The 20,557-nt window shown below is 73.9% G+C and carries 18 protein-coding genes; 10 read left to right on the top strand and 8 right to left on the bottom strand.

What is annotated here, in order from left to right:
* Positions 1-45 precede the first annotated feature (45 nt).
* Positions 46-1,554: an MFS transporter gene (locus J4709_RS37025; protein WP_208248126.1), complete on the bottom strand. Its 1,509-nt coding sequence runs from the start codon at positions 1,552-1,554 to the stop codon at positions 46-48.
* A gap of 135 nt (positions 1,555-1,689) precedes the next feature.
* Here J4709_RS37025 and J4709_RS37030 point away from each other — a divergent pair, with 135 nt between their 5' ends.
* Both J4709_RS37030 and J4709_RS37035 read left to right on the top strand, forming a co-directional pair.
* Positions 1,690-2,169, top strand: a complete 480-nt coding sequence (locus J4709_RS37030; protein WP_208248128.1) for a Zn-ribbon domain-containing OB-fold protein — start codon at positions 1,690-1,692, stop codon at positions 2,167-2,169.
* Entirely contained in the window at positions 2,166-3,305 is a 1,140-nt protein-coding gene (locus tag J4709_RS37035; RefSeq protein WP_208248130.1) for a thiolase C-terminal domain-containing protein, read from the top strand. Before J4709_RS37030 ends, J4709_RS37035 begins: the two co-directional genes overlap by 4 nt.
* Before the next feature lie 54 nt (positions 3,306-3,359).
* On the opposite strand, the gene J4709_RS37040 is transcribed toward J4709_RS37035, so the two are convergent.
* Positions 3,360-5,465 carry an acetate--CoA ligase family protein gene (locus J4709_RS37040; RefSeq protein ID WP_208248132.1) on the bottom strand — a complete coding sequence of 702 codons (2,106 nt, stop codon included), beginning with the start codon at positions 5,463-5,465 and terminating at the stop codon, positions 3,360-3,362.
* Position 5,466: 1 nt separating this feature from the next.
* Complete coding sequence (locus J4709_RS37045) at positions 5,467-6,636, bottom strand: acyl-CoA dehydrogenase family protein (RefSeq protein WP_208248133.1); 1,170 nt, start codon at positions 6,634-6,636, stop codon at positions 5,467-5,469.
* 152 nt (positions 6,637-6,788) lie between these two features.
* Here J4709_RS37045 and J4709_RS37050 point away from each other — a divergent pair, with 152 nt between their 5' ends.
* Together J4709_RS37050 and J4709_RS37055 are read left to right on the top strand one after the other, a co-directional pair.
* Positions 6,789-7,403 (top strand): TetR/AcrR family transcriptional regulator, encoded by a 615-nt coding sequence (locus J4709_RS37050; protein ID WP_208248136.1) that lies wholly within the window; start codon positions 6,789-6,791, stop codon positions 7,401-7,403.
* A 299-nt stretch (positions 7,404-7,702) separates the two neighbouring features.
* Entirely contained in the window at positions 7,703-8,140 is a 438-nt protein-coding gene (locus J4709_RS37055; RefSeq protein ID WP_208248138.1) for a hypothetical protein, read from the top strand.
* A gap of 23 nt (positions 8,141-8,163) precedes the next feature.
* On the opposite strand, the gene J4709_RS37060 is transcribed toward J4709_RS37055, so the two are convergent.
* Complete coding sequence (locus tag J4709_RS37060; protein ID WP_208248139.1) at positions 8,164-9,261, bottom strand: ArsR/SmtB family transcription factor; 1,098 nt, start codon at positions 9,259-9,261, stop codon at positions 8,164-8,166.
* Between J4709_RS37060 and J4709_RS37065 the strand changes: the two genes are divergently transcribed.
* The gene (locus J4709_RS37065; protein ID WP_208248141.1) at positions 9,260-10,456 is read left to right on the top strand and encodes an MFS transporter; all 1,197 of its coding nucleotides are present in this window, start codon (positions 9,260-9,262) and stop codon (positions 10,454-10,456) included. The two genes, J4709_RS37060 and J4709_RS37065, sit on opposite strands and share 2 nt — an antisense overlap.
* Positions 10,457-10,485: 29 nt before the next feature.
* Positions 10,486-11,406, top strand: a complete 921-nt coding sequence (locus J4709_RS37070; protein ID WP_208248143.1) for an NADP-dependent oxidoreductase — start codon at positions 10,486-10,488, stop codon at positions 11,404-11,406.
* 63 nt (positions 11,407-11,469) lie between these two features.
* Here J4709_RS37070 and J4709_RS37075 read toward each other — a convergent pair whose 3' ends face one another.
* The gene (locus tag J4709_RS37075; RefSeq protein ID WP_208248145.1) at positions 11,470-12,756 is read right to left on the bottom strand and encodes an extracellular catalytic domain type 1 short-chain-length polyhydroxyalkanoate depolymerase; all 1,287 of its coding nucleotides are present in this window, start codon (positions 12,754-12,756) and stop codon (positions 11,470-11,472) included.
* A 176-nt stretch (positions 12,757-12,932) separates the two neighbouring features.
* Between J4709_RS37075 and J4709_RS37080 the strand changes: the two genes are divergently transcribed.
* Positions 12,933-13,607 carry a phosphatase PAP2 family protein gene (locus J4709_RS37080; protein ID WP_208248147.1) on the top strand — a complete coding sequence of 225 codons (675 nt, stop codon included), beginning with the start codon at positions 12,933-12,935 and terminating at the stop codon, positions 13,605-13,607.
* Here J4709_RS37080 and J4709_RS37085 read toward each other — a convergent pair.
* A complete protein-coding gene (locus J4709_RS37085; RefSeq protein WP_208248149.1) occupies positions 13,592-14,209 on the bottom strand; it encodes a TetR/AcrR family transcriptional regulator in 618 nt (205 codons plus the stop codon). The two genes, J4709_RS37080 and J4709_RS37085, sit on opposite strands and share 16 nt — an antisense overlap.
* Positions 14,210-14,293: 84 nt before the next feature.
* Here J4709_RS37085 and J4709_RS37090 point away from each other — a divergent pair, with 84 nt between their 5' ends.
* Positions 14,294-15,199: an oxygenase MpaB family protein gene (locus tag J4709_RS37090; RefSeq protein ID WP_232384628.1), complete on the top strand. Its 906-nt coding sequence runs from the start codon at positions 14,294-14,296 to the stop codon at positions 15,197-15,199.
* Between the two features lie 66 nt (positions 15,200-15,265).
* On the opposite strand, the gene J4709_RS37095 is transcribed toward J4709_RS37090, so the two are convergent.
* The gene (locus J4709_RS37095) at positions 15,266-17,629 is read right to left on the bottom strand and encodes an ABC transporter permease (protein WP_208248151.1); all 2,364 of its coding nucleotides are present in this window, start codon (positions 17,627-17,629) and stop codon (positions 15,266-15,268) included.
* Entirely contained in the window at positions 17,626-18,318 is a 693-nt protein-coding gene (locus J4709_RS37100; RefSeq protein WP_208248152.1) for an ABC transporter ATP-binding protein, read from the bottom strand. The genes J4709_RS37095 and J4709_RS37100 overlap by 4 nt, the downstream gene beginning before the upstream one ends.
* Positions 18,319-18,541: 223 nt before the next feature.
* Between J4709_RS37100 and J4709_RS37105 the strand changes: the two genes are divergently transcribed.
* Together J4709_RS37105 and J4709_RS37110 are read left to right on the top strand one after the other, a co-directional pair.
* Positions 18,542-19,840 (top strand): sensor histidine kinase, encoded by a 1,299-nt coding sequence (locus tag J4709_RS37105; protein WP_232384629.1) that lies wholly within the window; start codon positions 18,542-18,544, stop codon positions 19,838-19,840.
* Complete coding sequence (locus tag J4709_RS37110; protein WP_307801876.1) at positions 19,837-20,541, top strand: response regulator; 705 nt, start codon at positions 19,837-19,839, stop codon at positions 20,539-20,541. Before J4709_RS37105 ends, J4709_RS37110 begins: the two co-directional genes overlap by 4 nt.
* The last annotated feature ends 16 nt before the right edge of the window (positions 20,542-20,557 follow it).

Raw genomic sequence — 20,557 nt, forward strand, 5'->3', positions numbered from 1 at the left:
CCGTCCCGCGGACCGTCGGCCCGCGGGACGCCGCCTCAGAACCTCCTACTTCTCGGCCTCGGCCGCCTCCAGGTCGGCCTTCGCGGCGCGCGGGCTCCACCGCCCGGCGAGCGGCAGCATCAGCGCGAAGAACAGCAGCTGCGCGACGATGCACACCCACCACCAGTGCTGCCACTGGTGCGGCGCGTCCGCGGCCGCCTGCTTGATGTCGGCGAGGTGCTGCATCAGCGCCGCCGACGGGGCATGCCCGGCCTCCTTCGCCGCCTTGGCCTCCGCGAGCTTCTCGGGTGCGCTGACCAGGGTGTTCGCGCTGCTCACCACGTACTGCAGCACGAAGATGGAACCGGCGACGGCGATCCGGGTCGTCCAGCCCCAGACGGCCAGCCCGTGCGCCATCAGCGCCGGGTTGCGCCGCTCGATCGTCTCGGTGAACGCCGCCATCCACGGCGCGTACGCGATGGCGAGGCCGACCGCCAGCAGGCTGACGATCGTCGCGAGCGCGCCGAAGCTCGTGTGCGGATGGGTGGCGCGGGTCAGGAACACGTACGTCATGACCACCGCGAGGACGGTGCCGCCCGCCATGAACGGCTTGCGCACCCGCAGCCGGTCGGACACGAGCCCGACGACGACCAGCGCGATCGCGTCCATCGCCCAGTACCAGGTGTTGATCCCGTTGGCGCGGGACGTGGAGAACCCGAACGTGGTGGTCAGGTAGATGGTGAAGAACCCGACCGCGGTGTAGTAGATGATCAGGAAGATCGAGATCCCGGCGGCGGGGGCGAGGATGTCGAACTTCAGCATCTGCGCCCACGGCCGGCCGAGGTCGGCGCTCGCCTCGGCCTGCGCCGCGCGCGCCTCCACCTTCGCGCGGTCCTCGGCGCTGACCATGACCTGACTGCGCAGGCCCGGGTTCAGCTCCCGCAGGCCGGCGAGCGCGATGGCGAACACGACGAGCCCGAAGGCGCCCATGATGTAGTACTGGCTGGCCCAGCTGTCGTCGAGCCGCTCCAGCGTCCGGTTCGCGACGAAGCTGACGATGAGGCTCGCCACGACGGGGCCGAGCGTCCAGAAGCCCATCGCGGACGCGCGGCCGATCTGCGGGGAGAAGTCCCGGACCAGCGCGGGCGTGGCCACCAGGATCACGCCCTCGACCATCCCGATGACCGTGAGCAGGACGACGAACGCCCACTTGTTCGGCATCGAGGGGACGAGCAGCGTCAGCACCCCCGTGACGCCGAGCCCGTAGGCGACCAGGTTCGCCCGCCCCCACTTGTCGCAGAGCCCGGCGGCGAGCGCGCCGAACGCGCCGACCAGGCCCCCGACGACCAGCGCGTTGACGTAGAAGAGGAACGACATCTCGAAGTGGGCGAGCACGAGCGGCGCCACGCCGCCGGTCACGTACTGCTCGCAGTACAGGACGATCGTGGCGAGGACGACCACCGCGAGGTACCACACGCGGGGGCCGGTTTCGGGGTAGCGGTCGAGGTCGCGCTTCCAGAGGCGGTCGATCGCGGCTCGGGGTTCGGGGGCGGCCGGGTGTTCGAGGGTGGTCATGGGCACCTCTTTCCGGTTGTCCCGGCGGGGGGCTTTCGGGCCCGGTGGTTCTTGAGGCGAACTCTAGGTTCGGGTCCTTAAATTTTCCAGAGCTAAGTTCTAGAATCTCGATCTAGAACTATTTCGAGGAGGGCGATGTCCACCGCCTCCAGGCCCGCCGCGTCCGGCGCCACGCCCGCGACCGCGGCCAAGGCCGCGCCCGAGACCACGCCCAAGGCCGTCCCCCGGCCGACCCCCGACACCCGGCCGTTCTGGGACGGCGCCGCCGCCGGTGAGCTGCGCGTCCAGCGCTGCCGCGGCTGCGCCCGGCACTTCTTCTATCCCCGCCCCGCCTGCCCGCACTGCGGCTCCGGCGACGTCGAGTGGGTGACGGCCTCTGGGCGCGCCACCCTGCACTCGTACGTGATCAACCATCGTCCGGCGCCCGGCTTCGCGGACGAGGCGCCCTACGTCATCGCCATCGTGGAGCTGGAGGAAGGCGTCCGGATGATGAGCAACCTCGTCGGCGTCCCGGCCGACCCCGAGCACCTGCCGCTCGACCTGCCGCTCCGCGTCGTCTTCGAGCCGCGCGGCGACGTCCACCTGCCGCTGTTCACCCCTGCGGAGGCCCGGTGAACATCGTCATCGCCGGCGCCGCCGAGACCGACGAGATCGGCCGGCTGCCCGGCCACTCCACCCGGCAGCTGCACCTGGAGGCCGCGCGCAACGCCCTCGCCGACGCCGGGCTCACCAAGGACGACATCGACGGCGTCGCCACCGTCGGCACGCCCGGCCCGGTCGAGATCGCGCACTCGCTCGGCATCGAGCCCGCCTGGCTGGACGGCACGCAGGTCGGCGGCTCGTCGTTCCTGTTCCACGTCCGGCACGCCGCCGCCGCGATCCGTGCCGGGATGTGCCGGACCGTCCTCATCACGCACGGCGAATCGGGCCGCTCGCGCGTCGGCGCACCCCGCTACGCCCGCACCCCCGACTCGCTGAGCGGCCAGTTCGAGGCGCCGTACGGGGTGCTCGGCCCGACGAGCGCGTTCACGCTCACCGCGCTGCGCTACATGAAGGAGACCGGCCTCACCCACGAGCAGCTCGCCGAGGTCCCCGTCGCGCAGCGCCGCTGGGCGAACCTCAACCCGCGCGCGATGTACCGGGACCTCATCACCGTCGAGGACGTCCTCGCGTCCCGGATGGTCGCCTACCCGTTCCACCTGCTGGAGTGCTGCCTGGTCACCGACGGCGGCGGCGCGCTCATCGTCACCTCCGAGGACAGGGCGCGCGCGCTCGGCACCCGCCGCCCGCTCGTCCACCTGCTGGGCGCGGGGGAGTCGGCGGAGTCGCCGATCATCTCGCAGATGGCGGACCTGACCAGCTCGGCCGCGTTCCGGAGGGCGTCGCGCGCCGCGTTCGCCGAGGCGGGCGTCGGGCACGGCGACGTCGACCACCTGATGATCTACGACGCGTTCGCGCACCTGCCGATCTACGGCCTGGAGGACATGGGCTTCGTCGGGCGCGGCGAGGCGGGCGCGTTCATCGCCGAAGGCCACACCTCGCCCGGCGGCCGCCTCCCGCTGAACACCAACGGCGGCGGCCTGTCCTACACCCACACCGGCATGTACGGGATGTTCGCGATCCAGGAGGCGGTCCGCCAGCTCCGCAAGGAGGCCGCCGCCCAGGTCCCGGACGCGGAGGTCAGCGTGGTCCTCGGCAACGGCGGCATGTTCATGTCCGCCGCCGTCCTCGTCCTGGCCTCGCATCGCTGAGCCGCGGCGTGCCGCCCCCAGGCCGGCCGTCATCGGGGCGGCACGCCGCAGATCTCAGGTCCAGGTGACGAGGGCGTCGAGGATCTCGACGTCGGAGCCGTCGACGCGGAGCGGGTTGATCTCCAGCGACTCGAGGCGGTCGCCGAGGGACGCGGCGAGCGCGGCGACGCGCGCGACGACGCCGGCGACCGCGTCGAGGTCGGCGGGCTTGGTGCCGCGCGCGCCGTCGAGCAGGGCGGCGCCGCGCAGCTCGCCGAGCGCCTCGCGGACGTCCCGCGCGTCCACCGGCAGCAGCCGCAGCGCCGAGTCGCGCAGCACCTCGACCCACACGCCGCCGAGCCCGACCGCGAGCGTGAGGCCCCACGCCGGGTCGCGGACGATCCCGGCGAGCAGTTCCACGCCGCCCGACCGCTGCGGCTGGACGAGCGCGCCCGCGCCGTCGTGCCCGGCGAGCGCGGCCATGACCTCGCGGTACGCGGCCCGGACGGCGTCCGGGCCGGTCAGGCCGAGGCGGACGCCGCCGATGTCGCTCTTGTGCGCGAGGCCGTCCGCCGCGGCCTTGAGGACGACCGGGTAACCGAACCGGTCCGCCGCCGCGACCGCCGCGTCCTCGCCGCCGACCAGTTCGGACGGCACCACGGGCAGCCCGGCGCCGGCGAGGAGCGCGGCGGCGCGGTGCTCGGCCCACACGCCGGACGCGCCGTCCACAGCGACGCGTTCGCCGGCCGTAGGGCGCCGCGCGAGCGCGCGCTCCCGTTCGGCCGACCAGCGGACGGCCGCGCCGATCGCGTGCATCCCGTGCTCGATCCCGCCCACGACGTGCGGGAACCCGGTCCTCTCCTGCACCGAGCGCCCGAACTCCGACACGTCGGTCAGCGTGTTCCCGACCACCACCACCGGACGCGGCGACGCGGCGATCCGCCGGGCGTGCGCCTCGAAGTTCGCCATCGGCACCGACGGGTCGGGCGGGACGAAGCGGGGCAGGTCGGTCAGCAGCATCACCGCGTCGATGCCGGGATCGGCGGCGACGACGTCCAGCGCGCGGCCGAGGAGCGTCCGGTCGATGAGCACGTACCCGGTGACGTCGAGCGGGTTCTGCACGGTCGCGAACGGCGGCAGGATCTCCGCGAGCGCCTCCACCGTCGAGGGCGCGAACGCGGGCAGGTCGAGGCCCTCGTCCTCGGCCCGGTCGGCGATGATCTCCGACGCGCCGCCGGACGGGGTGACCACGCCGATCCGCGGGCCCGGCAGCGGCCCGGCGGAGGCCAGCAGCCCGGCGGTGACGATCAGGTCCTCCAGCGACCGGACCCGGATCACCCCGAGCCGCCGGAACGCCGCGTCCACCACGGCGTCGTCGCCGACGAGCGCGCCGGTGTGCGCCCGCGCGGTGCGCGACGCCAGCCGGCTGCGCCCGATCTTCAGCGCGACGACCGGCTTGCCCGCCGCCAGCGCCCGCCGCGCCGCCCGCGCGAACGCGTCCGGGTCCCGCACCGACTCCAGGAACAGCGCGATGACCTTCGTCGCCGGGTCGTCCACCAGGTAGTCGATGACGTCCGGGACGGTGACCAGCGACTCGTTGCCCATCGACGTCAGCAGGCTGAGCCCGATGTTGCGGGCCTGCGAGAACGCCAGCACCGAGCTCGCCAGCGCGCCGCTCTGCAGCACCACGCCGACCGGGCCGCGCAGCAGCGGCGGCGGGATCGGCAGGCCGTAGGGAGTGATGCCCGCGGCGGCGTTGATGTAGCCGTTGCCGTTCGGGCCGAGGACGGTCAGCCCCGCCTCCCGCGCGAACGCGACGACCTCGGCCTCCAGCCGCGCGCCGTCCTCGCCCGCCTCGCCGAACCCGGCGGTCAGCACGACGTAGTTCCGGACCCCGGCCGCGGCGCCCTCCTTCAGCACCGGCAGGACGGCGCGCGTCGGCACCATCACGTACGCCAGGTCGACCGGCCCGGGCAGCTCCGCAAGGCTCGGATAGGCGGCTTGGCCGTGGACGAGCCCGCCGCGCGGGTTGACCAGGTGCACGGGCCCGGCGAACCCGTGCGCCCGCAGGTTCCCGAACGTGCTCAGCGACCAGCCGGACTTCTCGCTCGCCCCGACCAGCGCGATCGACCCCGGGTTGAACAGCGCGCGGACCCCGGCCCGCGGATCCCGAGAGCCCATCTCACTCCCCGACGAGGCCGAGGCGGACGTGGCCCTTGAGCAGGTTGCGGGCGATCGTCCGGCGCTGGATCTCGTCGGTGCCCTCGAAGATCCGCAGCAGCCGCAGCTCCCGGTACCAGCGCTCGATCGGCAGCTCCTTGGTGTACCCCATGCCGCCGTGGATCTGCAGCACCCGGTCCACGACGCTGTTCGCCATCGTCGCGCCGTTCAGCTTCGCGATCGACGAGGCGTGCCGCGCGTCCAGGCCCTGCTGCACCCGCCACGCCGCGTACAGCGTCAGCCACTTCGCCGCCTCGATCTCCACCTGCGAGTCCGCGATCATCCACTGGATGGCCTGGTAGTCGGCGATGGGGTGGCCCATCGACACGCGGACCTTGGCGTAGTCGACGGCCATCTGCAGCATCCGCTCCGCCGCGCCGATCGCCCGCGCCGGGATCATGTAGCGGCCCTGCCCGATCCACCGCATCGCCAGGTCGAAGCCCTTGCCGACCTCGCCGAGCACGTTGGCGGCGGGCACCCGGACGTCCTCGAACACCAGCGACGCCGGCCCCCACTCGCCCATGGTCGCGATCGGCTCGGACTTCCAGCCCATGTCCCGGTCGACGAGGAAGCACGTCACGCCGCCGTCGGCGCCGAGCTCGGGGTCGGTGACGGCGAACACCATCACGAAGTCGGCCTCGTTGCCGCCGGTGATGAACGTCTTCTCGCCGTTGATCACCCAGTCGTCGCCGTCGCGCACGGCCCGGGTGCGGATGTTGCGCGCGTCGGACCCGGCGCCCGGCTCGGTGATCGCGAAGCAGGACCGCCGCTCGCCCTCGATCGTCGGGACGAGGTAGGCGCGCTTCTGCGCCTCGTCGCAGGCGTAGAGGATGTTGTCGGCCGTGCCTCCGAAGCTGAACGGGACGAACGTCCGGCCCGTCTCCATCGCGACGATCGCCGACATCAGCGGGCCGAGCGCCGCGCCGCCGTACTCCTCGGGCGTGTTGATCCCCCAGAACCCGGACCTGCGGGCCTTGTCCCGCAGCTCGCGCAGCGCGGCGGGGTCGAGGCCGGGGCGCCCGGCGCGCTCGTTGCGCAGCACCTCGGGTTCGAGCGGCATGACCTCCTTCTCGACGAAGGAGCGGACGGTGTCGCGGATCTGTCGTTCCTCGGCGCTCAGCGAGAAGTCCATGGACCGGCCCTCCGATCAATCCTAGAATCTATTTCTAGGAATCGGTTCTAGGCTGCGCACGGGGCCGTCCCGGCGTCAAGACGTCCGGCCCGCTTTCTAGAATCTGCTTCAACGACGGCCGGACGGCGGCCGCCGCACCGGACGGGGGACCGATGGCCCGCAGGCCCAGCGGCAGGGGCGGATGGGAATGGAGCCGCACCGCGCAGACGCGCCGCACCATGCTCGAGGCGGCGCGCGAGGTGTTCTGCGCGCACGGGTTCGCCGACGCCGCGATCTCCGAGGTCGTCGAGCGCGCCGGCTCCAGCGTCGGCAGCCTCTACCACCACTTCGGCGGCAAGACCGAGCTGTTCCTCGCCCTGTGGGAGGAGCACGAGGGCGCGCACGAGAAGGCCGCGACCGCGAGCGTCGCCGAGGCCAAGAAGGCCGGCGTGGACGACCCGGTCGAGCTGTTCATCGCGGGCGCCCGCGCGTTCCTCGCCGGCTCCTGGGAGCGCCGCGACCTCGCCCGGCTGTTCATGGACGGCGACGGCCCGCCCGGCTTCGACCTGATGCGCCGCACCCGCCGCCGCGACTGGGTCCGGCAGAACGCGGTGCTGCTCGCGCTCGGCGGCGAGGCCATCGACCGCCTCACCGTCGCCGTCCTCACCACCGTGATCGGCGAGGCCGGGCGCGAGGTCGCCACCAGCGAGGACGAGGCCGAGGCGCAGGAGATCATGGACGCGGCCATCGAGCTGATCCGCCGCTTCGACCGCGCCGCGGCCTCCTGACTCCCTGGCCGGATGCGGTCTCCCGCCGGCGGCCCGGCGGGGCCGAATGCTGATCACCTGGAAATGGGTTAAATCGGTTCTTTCTGTCCGGCTCGCCGCGTTGCGGGCGGCTCTATCGAAGGAAAAAGCGCGTCGATTCCGGGGAGGTGGTGGCGGGCCCTAAAAAATTGCCTTTCTCTGTCTTTACAGGTCGAGTCATGCAACCTAGAGTCATCTCCGTCACCGCCCATAACCGACGGTGATCGAAGATGCCGACCACGGGGTGTGCACCCTCGGCAGAGCGAGGACAGGGGGAATTCGTGAAGCCTTTCCACGGAATCTCAAGGATCGGGCGGCGCAAGGCGGCGGCGGCCGGGGGCATCGCGGTGGCCGCGCTCGCGGTCGTCGCCACGGCCGCTCCGGCCAGCGCGGCGACGGCGCCGTCGACGTCGCCGACCGTCTCCCACAAGTACTACGGCAATCCCGCGAACATCCCGCCGTGCCGTTCCGGGCATGCGTGCGCCATCGTCGCTTATGGCCGCGGCTACTACGTCTTCGACTTCTACAGGTACGGCAGTTACTCGCTGAGCCACTGGAGCGGCCGCGGCGGTCTCACCAATGCCCAGACCGGTGGCGCCGCCGTTCGCGTCTACGACGCCCGCGGCAGGCAGATCGACTGCCTCCGGGCGGCCCGCATCACCTACGAGATGGACTGGAACCCCGCCTGGAAGATCAGGCTGACCGCGAACGGCTGCTGATCCGCCGTCCGGCCCGCGGCCTTTCAGCGCCGCGATTCCGGAGCCCCGTCCCGCCCGCCCGCCGCACCGGCCGGGCGGGCGGGCTCGCGCCGGGCGGGCTCGTGCTGGGCGGCGACGAGGGCGTCGGCGGCGGCCGTGCGGTAGTAGAGCACCGAGCGCCCGGCGCGACGGCGCTCGACGAGCCGCGCGTCCAGCAGGATCTTCAGGTGGCGGCCCACCGAGCCGAGCCCCCGCCCGGTCAGCGCGACCAGCTGCGTGGTGCTCTTCGGCGTGTCCAGCAGGACGAGCACGGACGCCCGCACCGGCCCGAGCAATGCGCCCAGCGCGCCCGGCACCGGCACGGCGCCCGCGCCGGCGAGCGCCCCCGAACACGGGTAGACGATGGCGTAGCGGGACGCCTCCCGGTCCCAGGACGACCAGCTCTGGCCGACCGTGACCGGCACGAACACCAGCGGCTTGCCCGACAGGTCGCGGGGCGGGTGGTCCCGGGTGTTGATCTGGAGCCGGTTCTCCCCGAGCCAGCGCATGCCGGGGCGCATGTCGGCGAGCGCGGCGGCCCAGCCGCCCTGGCCGAGCCGCGCGACGCGCGCCACGATCTCGGCTTCGATGATCCGCTGCCGCCGCGGCCAGTCCGGCAGGACCGTCTCCGTCCACACCCACTCGATCAGGGCGGCGGCGCGCTCCGGCAGGTCGTCGCGGTCGAGGGCGGCCGGGACCGGCCCGTTCAGCGCGACGGCCAGGTCCGCGCGGGCGGCGTCCGGCGGCGCGGCCCGGACCCGTTCCAGCTCACCGGCGAACGTCGCGCCGGGCTCGCCGCTCTGGGCGGGCGTCACGAAGTCGGCGTTCCACCCCGGCACGAAGGCGGACCGGACGAGCAGGGCCGTGACCGGGTCGCTGGCCATCCGCGCGCGGAACGCGGGCAGGTGCGCGTCCAGCCAGCCGCGCTCGCCCGGGTTCGCGGCCTGCTCCCAGCGCAGCGCCTTCAGGCACGCGGTGGCCTCCGCCAGCGGCGAGACGGTGAACCGGCCGCCCGCGAGGGTGTCCGCGTTGATCTCCCACTGGTTTCGCCTCCCCGCGAAAGAGTAACCGGCCGGCGGCGGCGCCCCGGAGACTCCGGACATGCGCACCTATGGCGAACTGTTCCGCACGCCCGAGTTCGCGCCGCTGTTCCTGACGACGGCGGGCAACGTCGCGGCGCAGACGGTGAGCGGCCTCGCGCTCGGCACGCTCGTCTACGCGCGGACCGGCTCGCCGCTGCTGTCGTCGCTGGCGATGTTCGGCCCGGCGCTCGCCCAGCTGGCCGGGGCGCTGGCGCTGCTGTCGGCGGCGGACCGGCTGCCGCCGCGCGCCGCGCTCGCGGGCCTGTCGCTGCTGTTCGCCGCCGGCACCGCCGTGCAGGCCGTGCCGGGGATGCCGGTCTGGGCGGTGTTCGCGATCGTCCTGGTGCTCGGCGCGGCGAGCGCGGTCGGCGGCGGGGTGCGGTACGGGCTGCTGAACGAGATCCTCGACCGGGACGGCTACGTCCTCGGCCGCTCGGTGCTGAACATGTCCGTCGGGCTCATGCAGATCCTCGGGTTCGCGGCCGGGGGCGTCATGGTCGCCGCGCTGTCGCCGCGCGGGACGCTGCTGGCCGGCGCGGCGCTGCACCTCGCCGCGGCCGGCGCCGGACGGTTCGGGCTGAGCGACCGCAGGCCGCGGGCCACCGGGCGGGCGACGCTCGGCGAGACCTGGCGCGACAACGTCCGGCTGTGGTCGTCGCGGCGGCGCCGGGCCGTCTACCTCGCGCTGTGGGTGCCGAACGGGCTGATCGTCGGCTGCGAGTCGCTGTACGTCCCGTACGCACCGCGCTTCGCGGGACTGCTGGCGGCGGCGAGCGCGGTCGGCATGTTCGCGGGCGACACGCTGGCCGGACGGTTCGTCCCGGCCGGGTGGCGCAGGCGCCTGGACGCGCCGATGCGGCTGCTGCTCGCCGCGCCCTACCTGGTGTTCGCGCTGCGCCCGCCGCTGCCCGTCGCGGTGGCCGCGATCACCGTGGCGAGCGTCGGGTACTGCGCGACGCTGCTGCTCCAGGAGCGGCTGCTGGAGCTGACCCCGGACGATCTGAGCGGCCACGCGCTCGGCCTGCACTCGTCCGGGATGCTCGGCATGCAGGGCGTCGGCGCCGCCCTCGCCGGTGCGGTCGCCCAGCTCACCTCGCCCGCGACGGGGATGGCGGTGATGGCGGCGGCGTCGGTCGCGGTGACGGCGGCCCTCGCGCCCGCGCTGCGGGCACGCCCCGGGGCGCCGTCCGGTGAGGCCGCCGCGCAGCGGGTTTAGCGGCCGGGACGGGAGGCAGGCTGGAGAACATGCGTGCCGTCACCTACGACTCCTATGCCTCCGACAACTCCCGCCTCACCGCCGGCGAGGCGCCCGACCCGAAACTCGGCCCGAGCGAGGTGCTGGTCGAGGTGCGCGCGGCGGGCGTCAACCCGGTCGACTGGAAGGTGATGACCGGCGGGCTCGACGCGATGATGGACGCGGTGTTCCCGGTGATCCCCGGCTGGGACGTCGCCGGGGTCGTCCGCGGGACCGGGCCGGACACGCCGGAGTTCGCGCCGGGCGACGAGGTCATGGCCTACGCCCGCAAGAGCGTCGTGCACGCCGGGACGTTCGCGCAGTACGTCGCGGTCCCGGCCGTCCACTGCGCGCGCAAGCCCGCCGCGCTGGACTGGGAGCACGCGGGCGGGCTGCCGCTCGCCGGGATGACCGCGCAGCGCTCGCTCGACCGGTTGGAGGTCGGCCCGGGCGACGTGCTGCTGGTGCACGCCGCGTCCGGGGGAGTGGGGAGCTTCGCGGTGCAGATCGGCGTCGACCGCGGCGCCCGCGTCATCGGCACCGCGTCCGAGGCCAACCACGCCTACCTGCGCGAACTCGGCGCCGAGCCGGTGTCCTACGGGGACGGGCTGGTGGAGCGGGTCCGAGACCTCGCGCCGGACGGCGTCACCGCGGTCGCCGACTTCGTGGGCGGGCAACTCGACGTGACGCTCGCCGTTCTCGCGCCCGGCGGGCGGCACGTGTCCGTCGCCGACAACAGCGTCGAGCAGCACGGCGGCCACTGGATCTGGGTCCGCCCGGACGGCGCCAAGCTCGCCGACCTCGGCGCCATGGCCGACCGCGGCGCGCTCCGCGTCGACGTCGCCAAGACGTTCTCGCTGGACGACGTCGGCGCCGCCTTCGACGAGAGCCGGAACGGCCACACGCGCGGGAAGCTCGTCATCACGCCGTGAGTCCGCGAACGAGCCGGACGAGCCGGGCCGGGCCGCCGCGGAGGACGGCCCGGCCCGGACGGTTCAGCAGCCGGAATTGGAGATGACGTAGTAGTTCGCGGACGTCTCCTTCAGCGTGTGCGTGACGAACACGTTGTAGAGGCCCATGTTCTGGTTCGAGCCGTTCGCGTAGGTGTAGCCGCCGCTGGTGTGCGCCCGCCCGGCCGTGACCTGTGCATAGTTGGTGGCGGTGAAGCACTGCGGGGTCCCGCCGCCCGGATCACCGGGGTCGCCCGGGTCGCCGGGATCGCCGGGGTTGGTGCCGTCCGAGCCGTCGAGGCCCCAGAATTTCGCCGTGTACGACGTGGAGCAGATGGCGCCGAGGAAGTACGCGCCTGTGCTGCCGCACTGGTCGGCGCCCGATCCGGGGTCGACGGCGAGGCCGTGGCCCATTCCCGAAATGGAGTAGACCTCGACGGCGGGTTTGCCGTTCGCGTCGTTGTAGACGCTCTGGGTCGTGCCGCCAGAAAGGCTGTGCGTGCTCGACGGCGTCTGTGAAATGCCCCAGACGTTCGTCCACTGGTCGCGCAGTTCCGTGGCGTTCACCGGATAGACCGTGTAATCGGCGGTGCCCTGCCAGATGGCGACGCGCGGCCACGGCCCGGTGTACCCCGGATAGGAGCCGCGGACCTTGTCGCCCCATTGGGCTGGCGTGAGGTTCTGGTCGTTCATCTGGCATCCGCTGGCGGCGACGAGGCTCGTCGCGCATTGCGCGGGAAGGCCCGAGTCGACCGCGCCGCCGGCGAACACGTCCGGGTAGGCGGCGAGCAGGTCCGCGGTCATTCCGCCGCCCGCCGAAAGGCCGGTGACGAACACCCGGTGCGCGTCGGAGCCGTGCTTCTGCTCGGCGTAGGACACCATCTGGACGATCGACGCCGCCTCCGTGCCGCCGCGCGCGTCCTTCGCGGGATCGAACCACTGGAAGCACTTCTGGATGTTGTTGGACGTGGTGGTCTGCGGGAACACCACCGCGAACTTCCACTGGTCGGCGAACTTCGGCCAGCCGGAATGGTTGTAGTAGTCGTCGGCGCTCTGCGTGCAGCCGTGCAGGGCGACGACGAGCGGGGCGCCGGACGGCAGCCCGGCGGGCACGTACTCGTACATCTGCAGGTTCCCGGGATTGGACCCGAAGCCGGTGACCTGCTGATAGGTGCCGGTTGCTGCTCGTGCGGGCGCGGCTTGCGTGGGTGCGGCGTGCGCGGGCGTCGCGGCGGCGGCCATGCCGGGCCCGGCGGCGAGGAATGCGAAGGCGGCGGACGACGCGAGCCATTTCGTGACGCGCCGCAGAACGCGCGGGGATGGTCGGTGCATGAAGGGCTCTCCCGGATCGGTGGAGCGGGGATGGGGATCGGGAAGGAGGGGCGCCCAGCACGCAGTCAAACCCGTCCCCGGCCCTTTGGAAATGTGTCGCGACCCCATGCCGGACCGGCCCCGATATGGCGCTGCTCCCCATGCGTCGCGGGATGCGGGCTGGGAAGACCGTCTGTATGGGCCGACGGTCGTGGGGCTGGTACGTCCTCGCAGTCGTCGTCATGGCCGTCGTCACCGCGGACGTGCTCGCGGACGGTCCGCTCCGGCATCTCGATTGGACGGTCCACCGGTTCTGCGACACCCGGGTGCGGGGCGGGTGGATGTCGGTCGTCCATGTCTTCACCCAGCTCGGGCAACGCGGCGTCCTCGCAAAATACGCCCTCGTCCCCTTGGCGGTCCTCGGGATCGTCCGGGCGCGGTCGCTGCGTCCGCTGCTGGTGCCCGTCGTCGTGGTCCTTCTGCTTTCGCTGCTGCAGGAGGGCCTGAAGTCGGTGATCCCGCGGACGTATCCGTTCAGTGACACCGACATTCTGTGGAAGCACGGGGACGCCTATCCGTCCGGGCACACGCTGAACGGGTTCGTGCTCGTCTGGGTCGGGATCGAGCTGCTGATCGTCGTGGTCCCGGTCCTCGACCGGTGGCTGACGGCGCGGGGCCGGCGCGACTTCGCGCTGGTCACCGGGTTCCTGACCGGCGCGGCGCTGACCCTCGCCGACGAGCACTGGCCGACCGACGTGCTGTTCAGCCTGGCGCTCGGCCCGGTGCTGCTGACCGGCCTGGTGGCGGCGGAGCCGTTCACCCGCCCGCTGTGGCGCGATGAGCCGTACCGCGGGCGCTACCCGCGGATATAGCGGATGACCAGCTCGGCGAGCTCGTCGATCATCCGCTCGCGGGGGATCGGCGGCCGGTCCAGCACGTACCGGATCGACAGCGTGCCGACGGTCTCGGCGAGGATCCACAGCGCCGCGTCCACGTCCAGGTCGTCGCGGAACGCGTCCCGGTTGACCAGCAGGTACACCCGGACGAGGTCGGTCAGCCGGCGCTGCAGCGCGGCGAGCTTGTCGAACGGGCCGAGCCGCGGGATCTGCTCGACGACGACGCGCAGCAGGTCGGCCTGCTCCTCGAACAGCCGCATCTGCACGTCGAGCAGCGCCCGGCCCGCCTCCTGCCACGACTCGTGCATGGTCGACTCGATCTGCGCGCCGAGCCGGTCGGCGAGGTGGTCGGCGAACCGGTCGATGACGGTGATGACGATGGCGTCCTTGTTCGGGAAGTACTGGTAGAGCGACCCGTTGCTGATCCCGGCGGCGCGGGCGATGCGGTTGGTGGACGCGCCGTCGTACCCGCGCTCGGACAGAACGCGAGTGGCGGCGTCCAGGATGCGCTCCACCGTGTGCCGCGACCGGTCCTGGCGGGGCGTTCTGCGCGGTGAATGGGCAGGTGGGCGGGGCATCGGCGGGGCCTCCCCGGACGCGACTTGTAAGCGACTACTTATTCGCGTTTCACTGTAACCGAGACGCCATCGGGAGGCGAGACCATGACGATGACCGAGCACGCGCCCTCCGGACGGGCCGTCGCGCGCCCCGAGCCCGTCCCGTTCGAGCCCGGCTCGATCCTCTGGGACACCATGGGGCTCTACACGTCGGCGATCGCCGGCAACAGCGTGTTCATCCTGCAGACCATGCATCCGGCGATCGGCACCGTCGTCGACCGGCTGTCCAGCTTCCGCCGCGACCCGCTCGGCCGCGCCGCGCGCAGCTTCGCGTCCGTGCAGACCTGGGTGTACGGCGGGCGGACCGCGATCGAGGAGGGCCGGCGGCTCCGCGAGATGCACAAGCCGCTCAGCGCCGTCGACGAGGAGGGCCGCAGCCACCACGCGCTGTCAGCGGAGCCGTGGGCGTGGGTGCACCTCACCGGCTTCTACGCGGCCGTCACCGCGTCCAAGTACTTCGCGCCCGAGCCGATGGACGACGCCGAGCAGCAGCAGGTGTTCGACGAGTTCCTCAACCTCGGCCGCATCCTCCGGGTACCCGAGCGGATGCTGCCCGGCACCATCGACGAGTACTGGGCGTACTTCGACGACATGGTGGAGAACACCCTCGTCCCGCACAAGGTCGCCCTCGAAGTCCTCGACCGGATGGACAAGCTCCCGCCGGGCGTGCCCGCCCCGCTGCGCCCGGTGGCCGCGCCGCTGATCGCGGCCACCGGACGGCTCGGGCGCTTCATCTCCGTCGGCACCCTCCCGCCGGCCGCGCGCGACAAGCTCGGGCTGTCGTGGAGCAAGGCCGACGAGCGGCGGCTGCGCGCCGTCGGGCAGGTCATCGGCCGCAGCACGCCGCTGCTGCCCGAACGCGTCCGCTACATGCCGATCGCCTACCGCGCCCGGCAGGCCGCCCGCGCCCAGGAGAAGCTCCGCGAGGTCCTCGACACCCGCCCCCTCTGACGTTGAGTTGCGGCGTGTCGGCCTTATGACCGCGGGTTTAAGGCCGACACGCCGCAAGTCAACGGGTCATTCGGTGCGGAGGGCGGTCGCGGTGCGGGCCTTCGCGGCCCAGCCTGCGGGGAGCAGCGCGCCCAGCAGCGCGATCGCGATGCCGCCGAGCGCCAGTGGGACCAGCAGCGGCACGTCGTAGACGGCGACCATGTGGTGGGTCAGACGGGTGCCCGCCGCGTCGCCCATCAGCGGCATCACCAGATGGTGCAGGGCGACGCCCACCGGCAGGCCCGCGAGCCCGCCGACCGCGCCCAGGCCCGCGACCGACGCCAGCACCATCGCGACGGTCTGCCGCGGCGACATCCCGATCGCCTTGCAGACGCCCAGGTCGTGCACGCGCTCACGGGTGTCCAGGACGACCGCGTTGAGGACGCCGAGCCCCGCGACGGTGACCAGCATCAGGGTGAGCAGCGCCGCCAGCGAGTCCAGGACGGCGATCACGCTGCCGACGCCCCGGCTGGACGTCATGGCCTGGGCGTCGGCCGTGCGGAGCGCCGCGTTGAGGCCGTCCACGTACGACGCCACCGACACCCCGGGCTTCACCCGGATCAGGTAGGAGTCCATCCCGTCCGGGTCCTTGGCGCCGGAGAACGAGGCCGCGGCGGCGTGCACGCGCATCCCCGCGTTCCGCAGGTCGAACGCCTCGCCCACGATCCGCAGGCGCGCCGTGGTGTCCGCGTCCCGCACCGTGATCGTGTCGCCGATGCGGTGGCCCGTCACCTCGAGGAAGCGCGTCGGCACCACGGCCTGCCCGGGGCCGGTGATCCAGCGGCCCGCGATGATCTCGTACGCCCCGGCCCGCAGGTCGCCGCGGTAGAGGTTCGCCTCGACCGGGCCGACGACCCCCGCCACCGTCACCTGCCTGTCGCTCACGCCGTAGAACGACGCCGTGCCGGGCTGGGCGGTGATCGCGGCCCGCACCTTCGCCTCGTCCAGGGCGGGCGGCCCCGCCGACGGGCCCGTCGGGACGGCGCCCTGCGGGCCTGCGCCGTCCGGGGCGGCGGGCACCACCGTGACCGCGGCGGCCGCGTCGGGGTCGCGGGCGGTGCCGATGGTGTTCAGCGACACCGCCAGGCCGATCGCGAACGTCGCCGCGGCCGTGCCGAACGCGACGGCCAGCAGCATCGACGCGGACCGGACGGGACGCGCGAACGGCGTCGCCAGCCCGAGCGACACCGTGCGCGGCAGCGGCAGCCGCCCGATGAGGCGGTGCGCGCGCCGGCCGCGCCCGGTGCCCGGCGCGCGGCCGACCGCGATCGCCTCGACGGTCCGCAGCCGTCCCGCGCGCAGCGCCGGGACCAGCGCGGCGGCCGCCACCACCAGCAGCGCGCCCGCCGCCACCGCGGCGTCCACCCACCAGGCGACCGCGAGACCGGTCGTCCCGTACACCCGCTGCACGTCGCCGAGCAGCGGATACGCCACCAGGTTCCCGAGCACCACGCCCAGCAGCGTGCCGGCGGCCGCCGGGACGAGCGCCTGCGCGACGTAGGCGCGGACGACCTCCGCGGGCGTGCAGCCGATGGCCTTCAGCACGCCGATGCGCCGCAGGTTCGCGCCGACCGCGCCGCCGACGACGCCCGCCACGACGATGACGGCCATGGCCAGGCCGAGCGCGCCGAACGCCATCAGGAACGGGACGAACGTGGCGGCCTCCCGGTCGGCGGCCTGCTTGACGTCCAGGTAGGTCTGGCCGCCGAGCAGGGCGCCCGCCGGCAGGGCCGCCTTCAGCCGCGTGCGGTCGGCGGCCAGCGCCGCCTTCCCGGGCGAACCGGAGAAGCGGTAGAGCATCTGCGTCGTCGCGGGCGCCCCGGCCTTGCCGAGCGCGGCGACCCCGACCGGCGTCATCCACGCGTCGGCGGAGCCGGTGACCGAGCGGGCCTGCCCGACGGCCGTCAGGGTCCGCCCGCCCGGCAGGGTCAGCGTCGTCCCCGGCCGCGCCACCTCCGGCGGGAGGTCGGCCGGCAGGACGATCTCGTTCGCGGCGGACGCCCACCGTCCCGCCGTGACCTCCAGCCGGTCCACCGGGCCGCCGGGGGAGGGGCGCCCCGCCACGGTGAGCCGGGGCAGCGCGGCCGGCGCGATGATCGCGACCGGGAACGGCCCGGCGCTCGCCTTGACGCCCCGCAGGTGCGCCGTCGCCGCAGCCTGCGCCGCCGTCGCCCGCCCCGCGTCGATCTGCGCGGTGAGGTGCGCGCCGTGTCCGCGCGCGAACGCGTGGTCGAACGGCGCCGACGACGCGACGACCAGCGAGCCGGCGACGACCGCCGACGCCACCGACATCAGCGTGGCCAGCGCGACCACCAGCGTCTGGACGCGCCGCCGTCCCACGCCCGACCGCACCACCCGGCCCAGCGCCCCCAGCGAGGACCCCGCGCTCATCGGGCCGCCCCCGCCCGCTCGTCGGCCGAGATCGCGCCGTCGACCAGTGTCACCGTCCGGGTCGCCAGCGACCGCGCCAGCGCCATGTCGTGCGTGACCAGCACGATCGTCTGACCGCTCCGGTGCACCTCGGCGAGCAACTCGCGCACCTCGTGGCCGGACGCGGTGTCCAGCGCGCCCGTCGGCTCGTCCGCCAGCAGCAGCGCCGGACGGTTCACCAGCGCGCGCGCCACCGCGACGCGCTGCCGCTCCCCGCCCGACAGCCGCCCCGGATACGAGCCCGCGTGCTCGTGGACGCCGAGCATCCCGAGCAGCTCGTCGGCGCGGTCCGCGGCCTTGCGGCGCGGCGTCCCCGCCAGCTGCGCGGGCAGCCGGACGTTGTCGGCGACGGTGAGGTCGTCGAGCAGGTTGAAGAACTGGAACACGAACCCGATCCGCTCCCGCCGGAACCGGGCGAGCGCCGCCTCGCCGAGCCGGTCGACGCGCCGGCCGTCCACCGTCACCGTCCCGGCGGACGGCCGGTCCAGCCCGGCGACCAGGTTCAGCAGCGTCGACTTCCCGCTGCCCGACGGCCCGACGACCGCGAGCGCCTCGCCCTCCGCCACGTCCAGCGACAGGGGCCCGAGCGCCGGCGTGCCCGCGCCGCCGTAGTCCTTCGTCGCGGCGTCCAGCTCGATCACATGTCCCATGAGGCTCCCGCTCTCCGCCCGCGGACGGCGCGCCGCCGTCCTCCCAGCGGAGGTGACGGTAGGCGCGGGCGCGTTGCCGGCGCGTCGGCCGCCGCACCGACTTCCGGTACATCGCGCGGACGATCCCGCCGCAGCATCATCCCTGCGATGTAGTCCGCGCGGCGGGACCGTCCCGCCCGCGAAGCCGATACCGGGTTCACGCGGCGGACGTCACAATGTGGGCATGGACGTGGGCGGGACGCGCGAGTGGCGCGGTCGGCGCGCTTGGCGCGGGCGGGTGCGCGACCTGCTGCGCCCGGAGCCGGCGGGCGGCGGGCCGTCCCGGCGCGCGCTCGCCGCCGACGCGCTCCTCGCCGTCGCCTTGACCGTGCTCGCGCTGTACGTGGCGGACAGGGCGGGCGTGGACGCGGTCCAGAAGGTGGTCCTGGACGGACCCGCTCCGCGTCCGCCGCTCGCACCGCCGGGCGACATCTCGCACCCCGTCCGGCAGGGGTGGGCGCTCATCGTCCTGTCGACGCTGCCGCTGGCGTTCCGGCGCCGGTACCCGCTCGGCACGTTCTGGGCGGTGCTGGTGGCGGCGTGGGCGCTGCGCCACGGCATGACGTGGGTGACGGTGCTGGCCTGCCTGATCGCCGGTTTCAGCGCGATCGCGCACAGCCGGTACCGCGTGCAGGCCGTCGCGAGCCTCGGGGTCGCCGCAGTCCTCGCCGGTGTCGGCTACCGCGGCACCGCCGTCGCCCTGCCCGACTGGTCGGCGCCGTTCTTCGTGCTGCTCGCCGCGGGCGCGCTCGCGATGGCGGTGCGGACGTGGCGGCGCCGGCTCACCGAGATCGAGCGGGAGCAGCGGCAGGCGACGCGCCGCGCGGTCGAGGTGGAGCGCGCCCGGATCGCGGCGGAGCTGCACGACGTGGTGACGCACAACGTGAGCGTCATGGTGATCCAGACGGGCGCCGCCCGCAAGGTGGTGGACGCCGATCCCGAGCTGTCGAAGAAGGCGATGCTGGACGTCGAGGCGAGCGGGCGCGCCGCGATGGCGGAGCTGCGGCACGTCATGGGCCTGCTCGCGCCGTCGGGGGACGGGGACGGCCAGGGGGACGGCGGCGTGCCGGTCCCGCAGCCGGGCCTGGACCGGCTCGGCCCGCTCATCGACCGGGTCCGCGCGACCGGCCTGCGGGTCACCGCCGACATCGACCCGCCGCCGGGGCCGCTGCCGCCCGGCGTCGACCTCACCGCGTACCGGGTCGTCCAGGAGGCGCTGACCAACGCGATGAAGCACGCGTCCGGCGCGTCCGCCGCGGTGGCGGTCCGGTGCGACGGCGACGACCTGCGCATCGAGATCACCGACACCGGCGGCGGGACGGGCGGCGGGGCGGGCGCGGGGTCGGGCGCGGGGATCGGCAATGGCCGCGGCCTGATCAACCTGCGCGAGCGGCTCGCCGTCTACGACGGGACGCTGGAGTCCGGCCGCACCCTCACCGGCGGGTTCCGCGTCGCCGCCACGATCCCCTGGAGGGCGCCGTGACCGCGGCCGGCGGCGTCGCCCTGCGCGTGGTGATCGCCGACGACCAGGCGCTCGTCCGCACCGGCTTCCGGATGATCCTCGCCGCCGACGGCATCGACGTCGTCGCCGAGGCCGCGGACGGCGCCGAGGCGGTCGCCGCGGTCCGCCGCACCCGCCCCGACGTCGTGCTGATGGACGTCCGGATGCCGGAGATGAACGGGATCGAGGCGACCCGGGAGATCACCGCGGCCGGCGGCGGCGCCCGGGTGCTCATCCTCACCACCTACGACCTGGACCATTACGTCTACGCGGCGCTCACCGCGGGCGCCAGCGGCTTCCTGCTCAAGGACGTGACGCCCGAGCGGCTCACCGCGTCCGTCCGGCTCGTCCAGGCGGGGGACGCGCTGCTCGCGCCCGCGATCACCCGCCGCCTCATCGAGCGGTTCGCGCCGCGCGACGAGGCGCGGCCCGCGGTCCACCGCGACCTGTCGAGGCTGACGCCGCGCGAGCTGGAGGTGCTCGGGCTGCTCGCCACCGGGCTGTCGAACGCCGAGCTGGCCGACCGGCTCACCCTCAGCGCCGCGACGGTCAAGACGCACGTCGCGCGGATCCTGTCGAAGCTGGACCTGCGCGACCGGGTCCAGGCCGTCGTGCTCGCCTACGAGACGGGGCTGGTGTCGGCGGGGCGCGGGCCGTCGGGAAGTGCCGATTCCGGGCGCTGACCGCGCCTTCCGCGCA

Source organism: Actinomadura violacea (assembly GCF_017573465.1).
Classification (GTDB): domain Bacteria; phylum Actinomycetota; class Actinomycetes; order Streptosporangiales; family Streptosporangiaceae; genus Spirillospora; species Spirillospora violacea.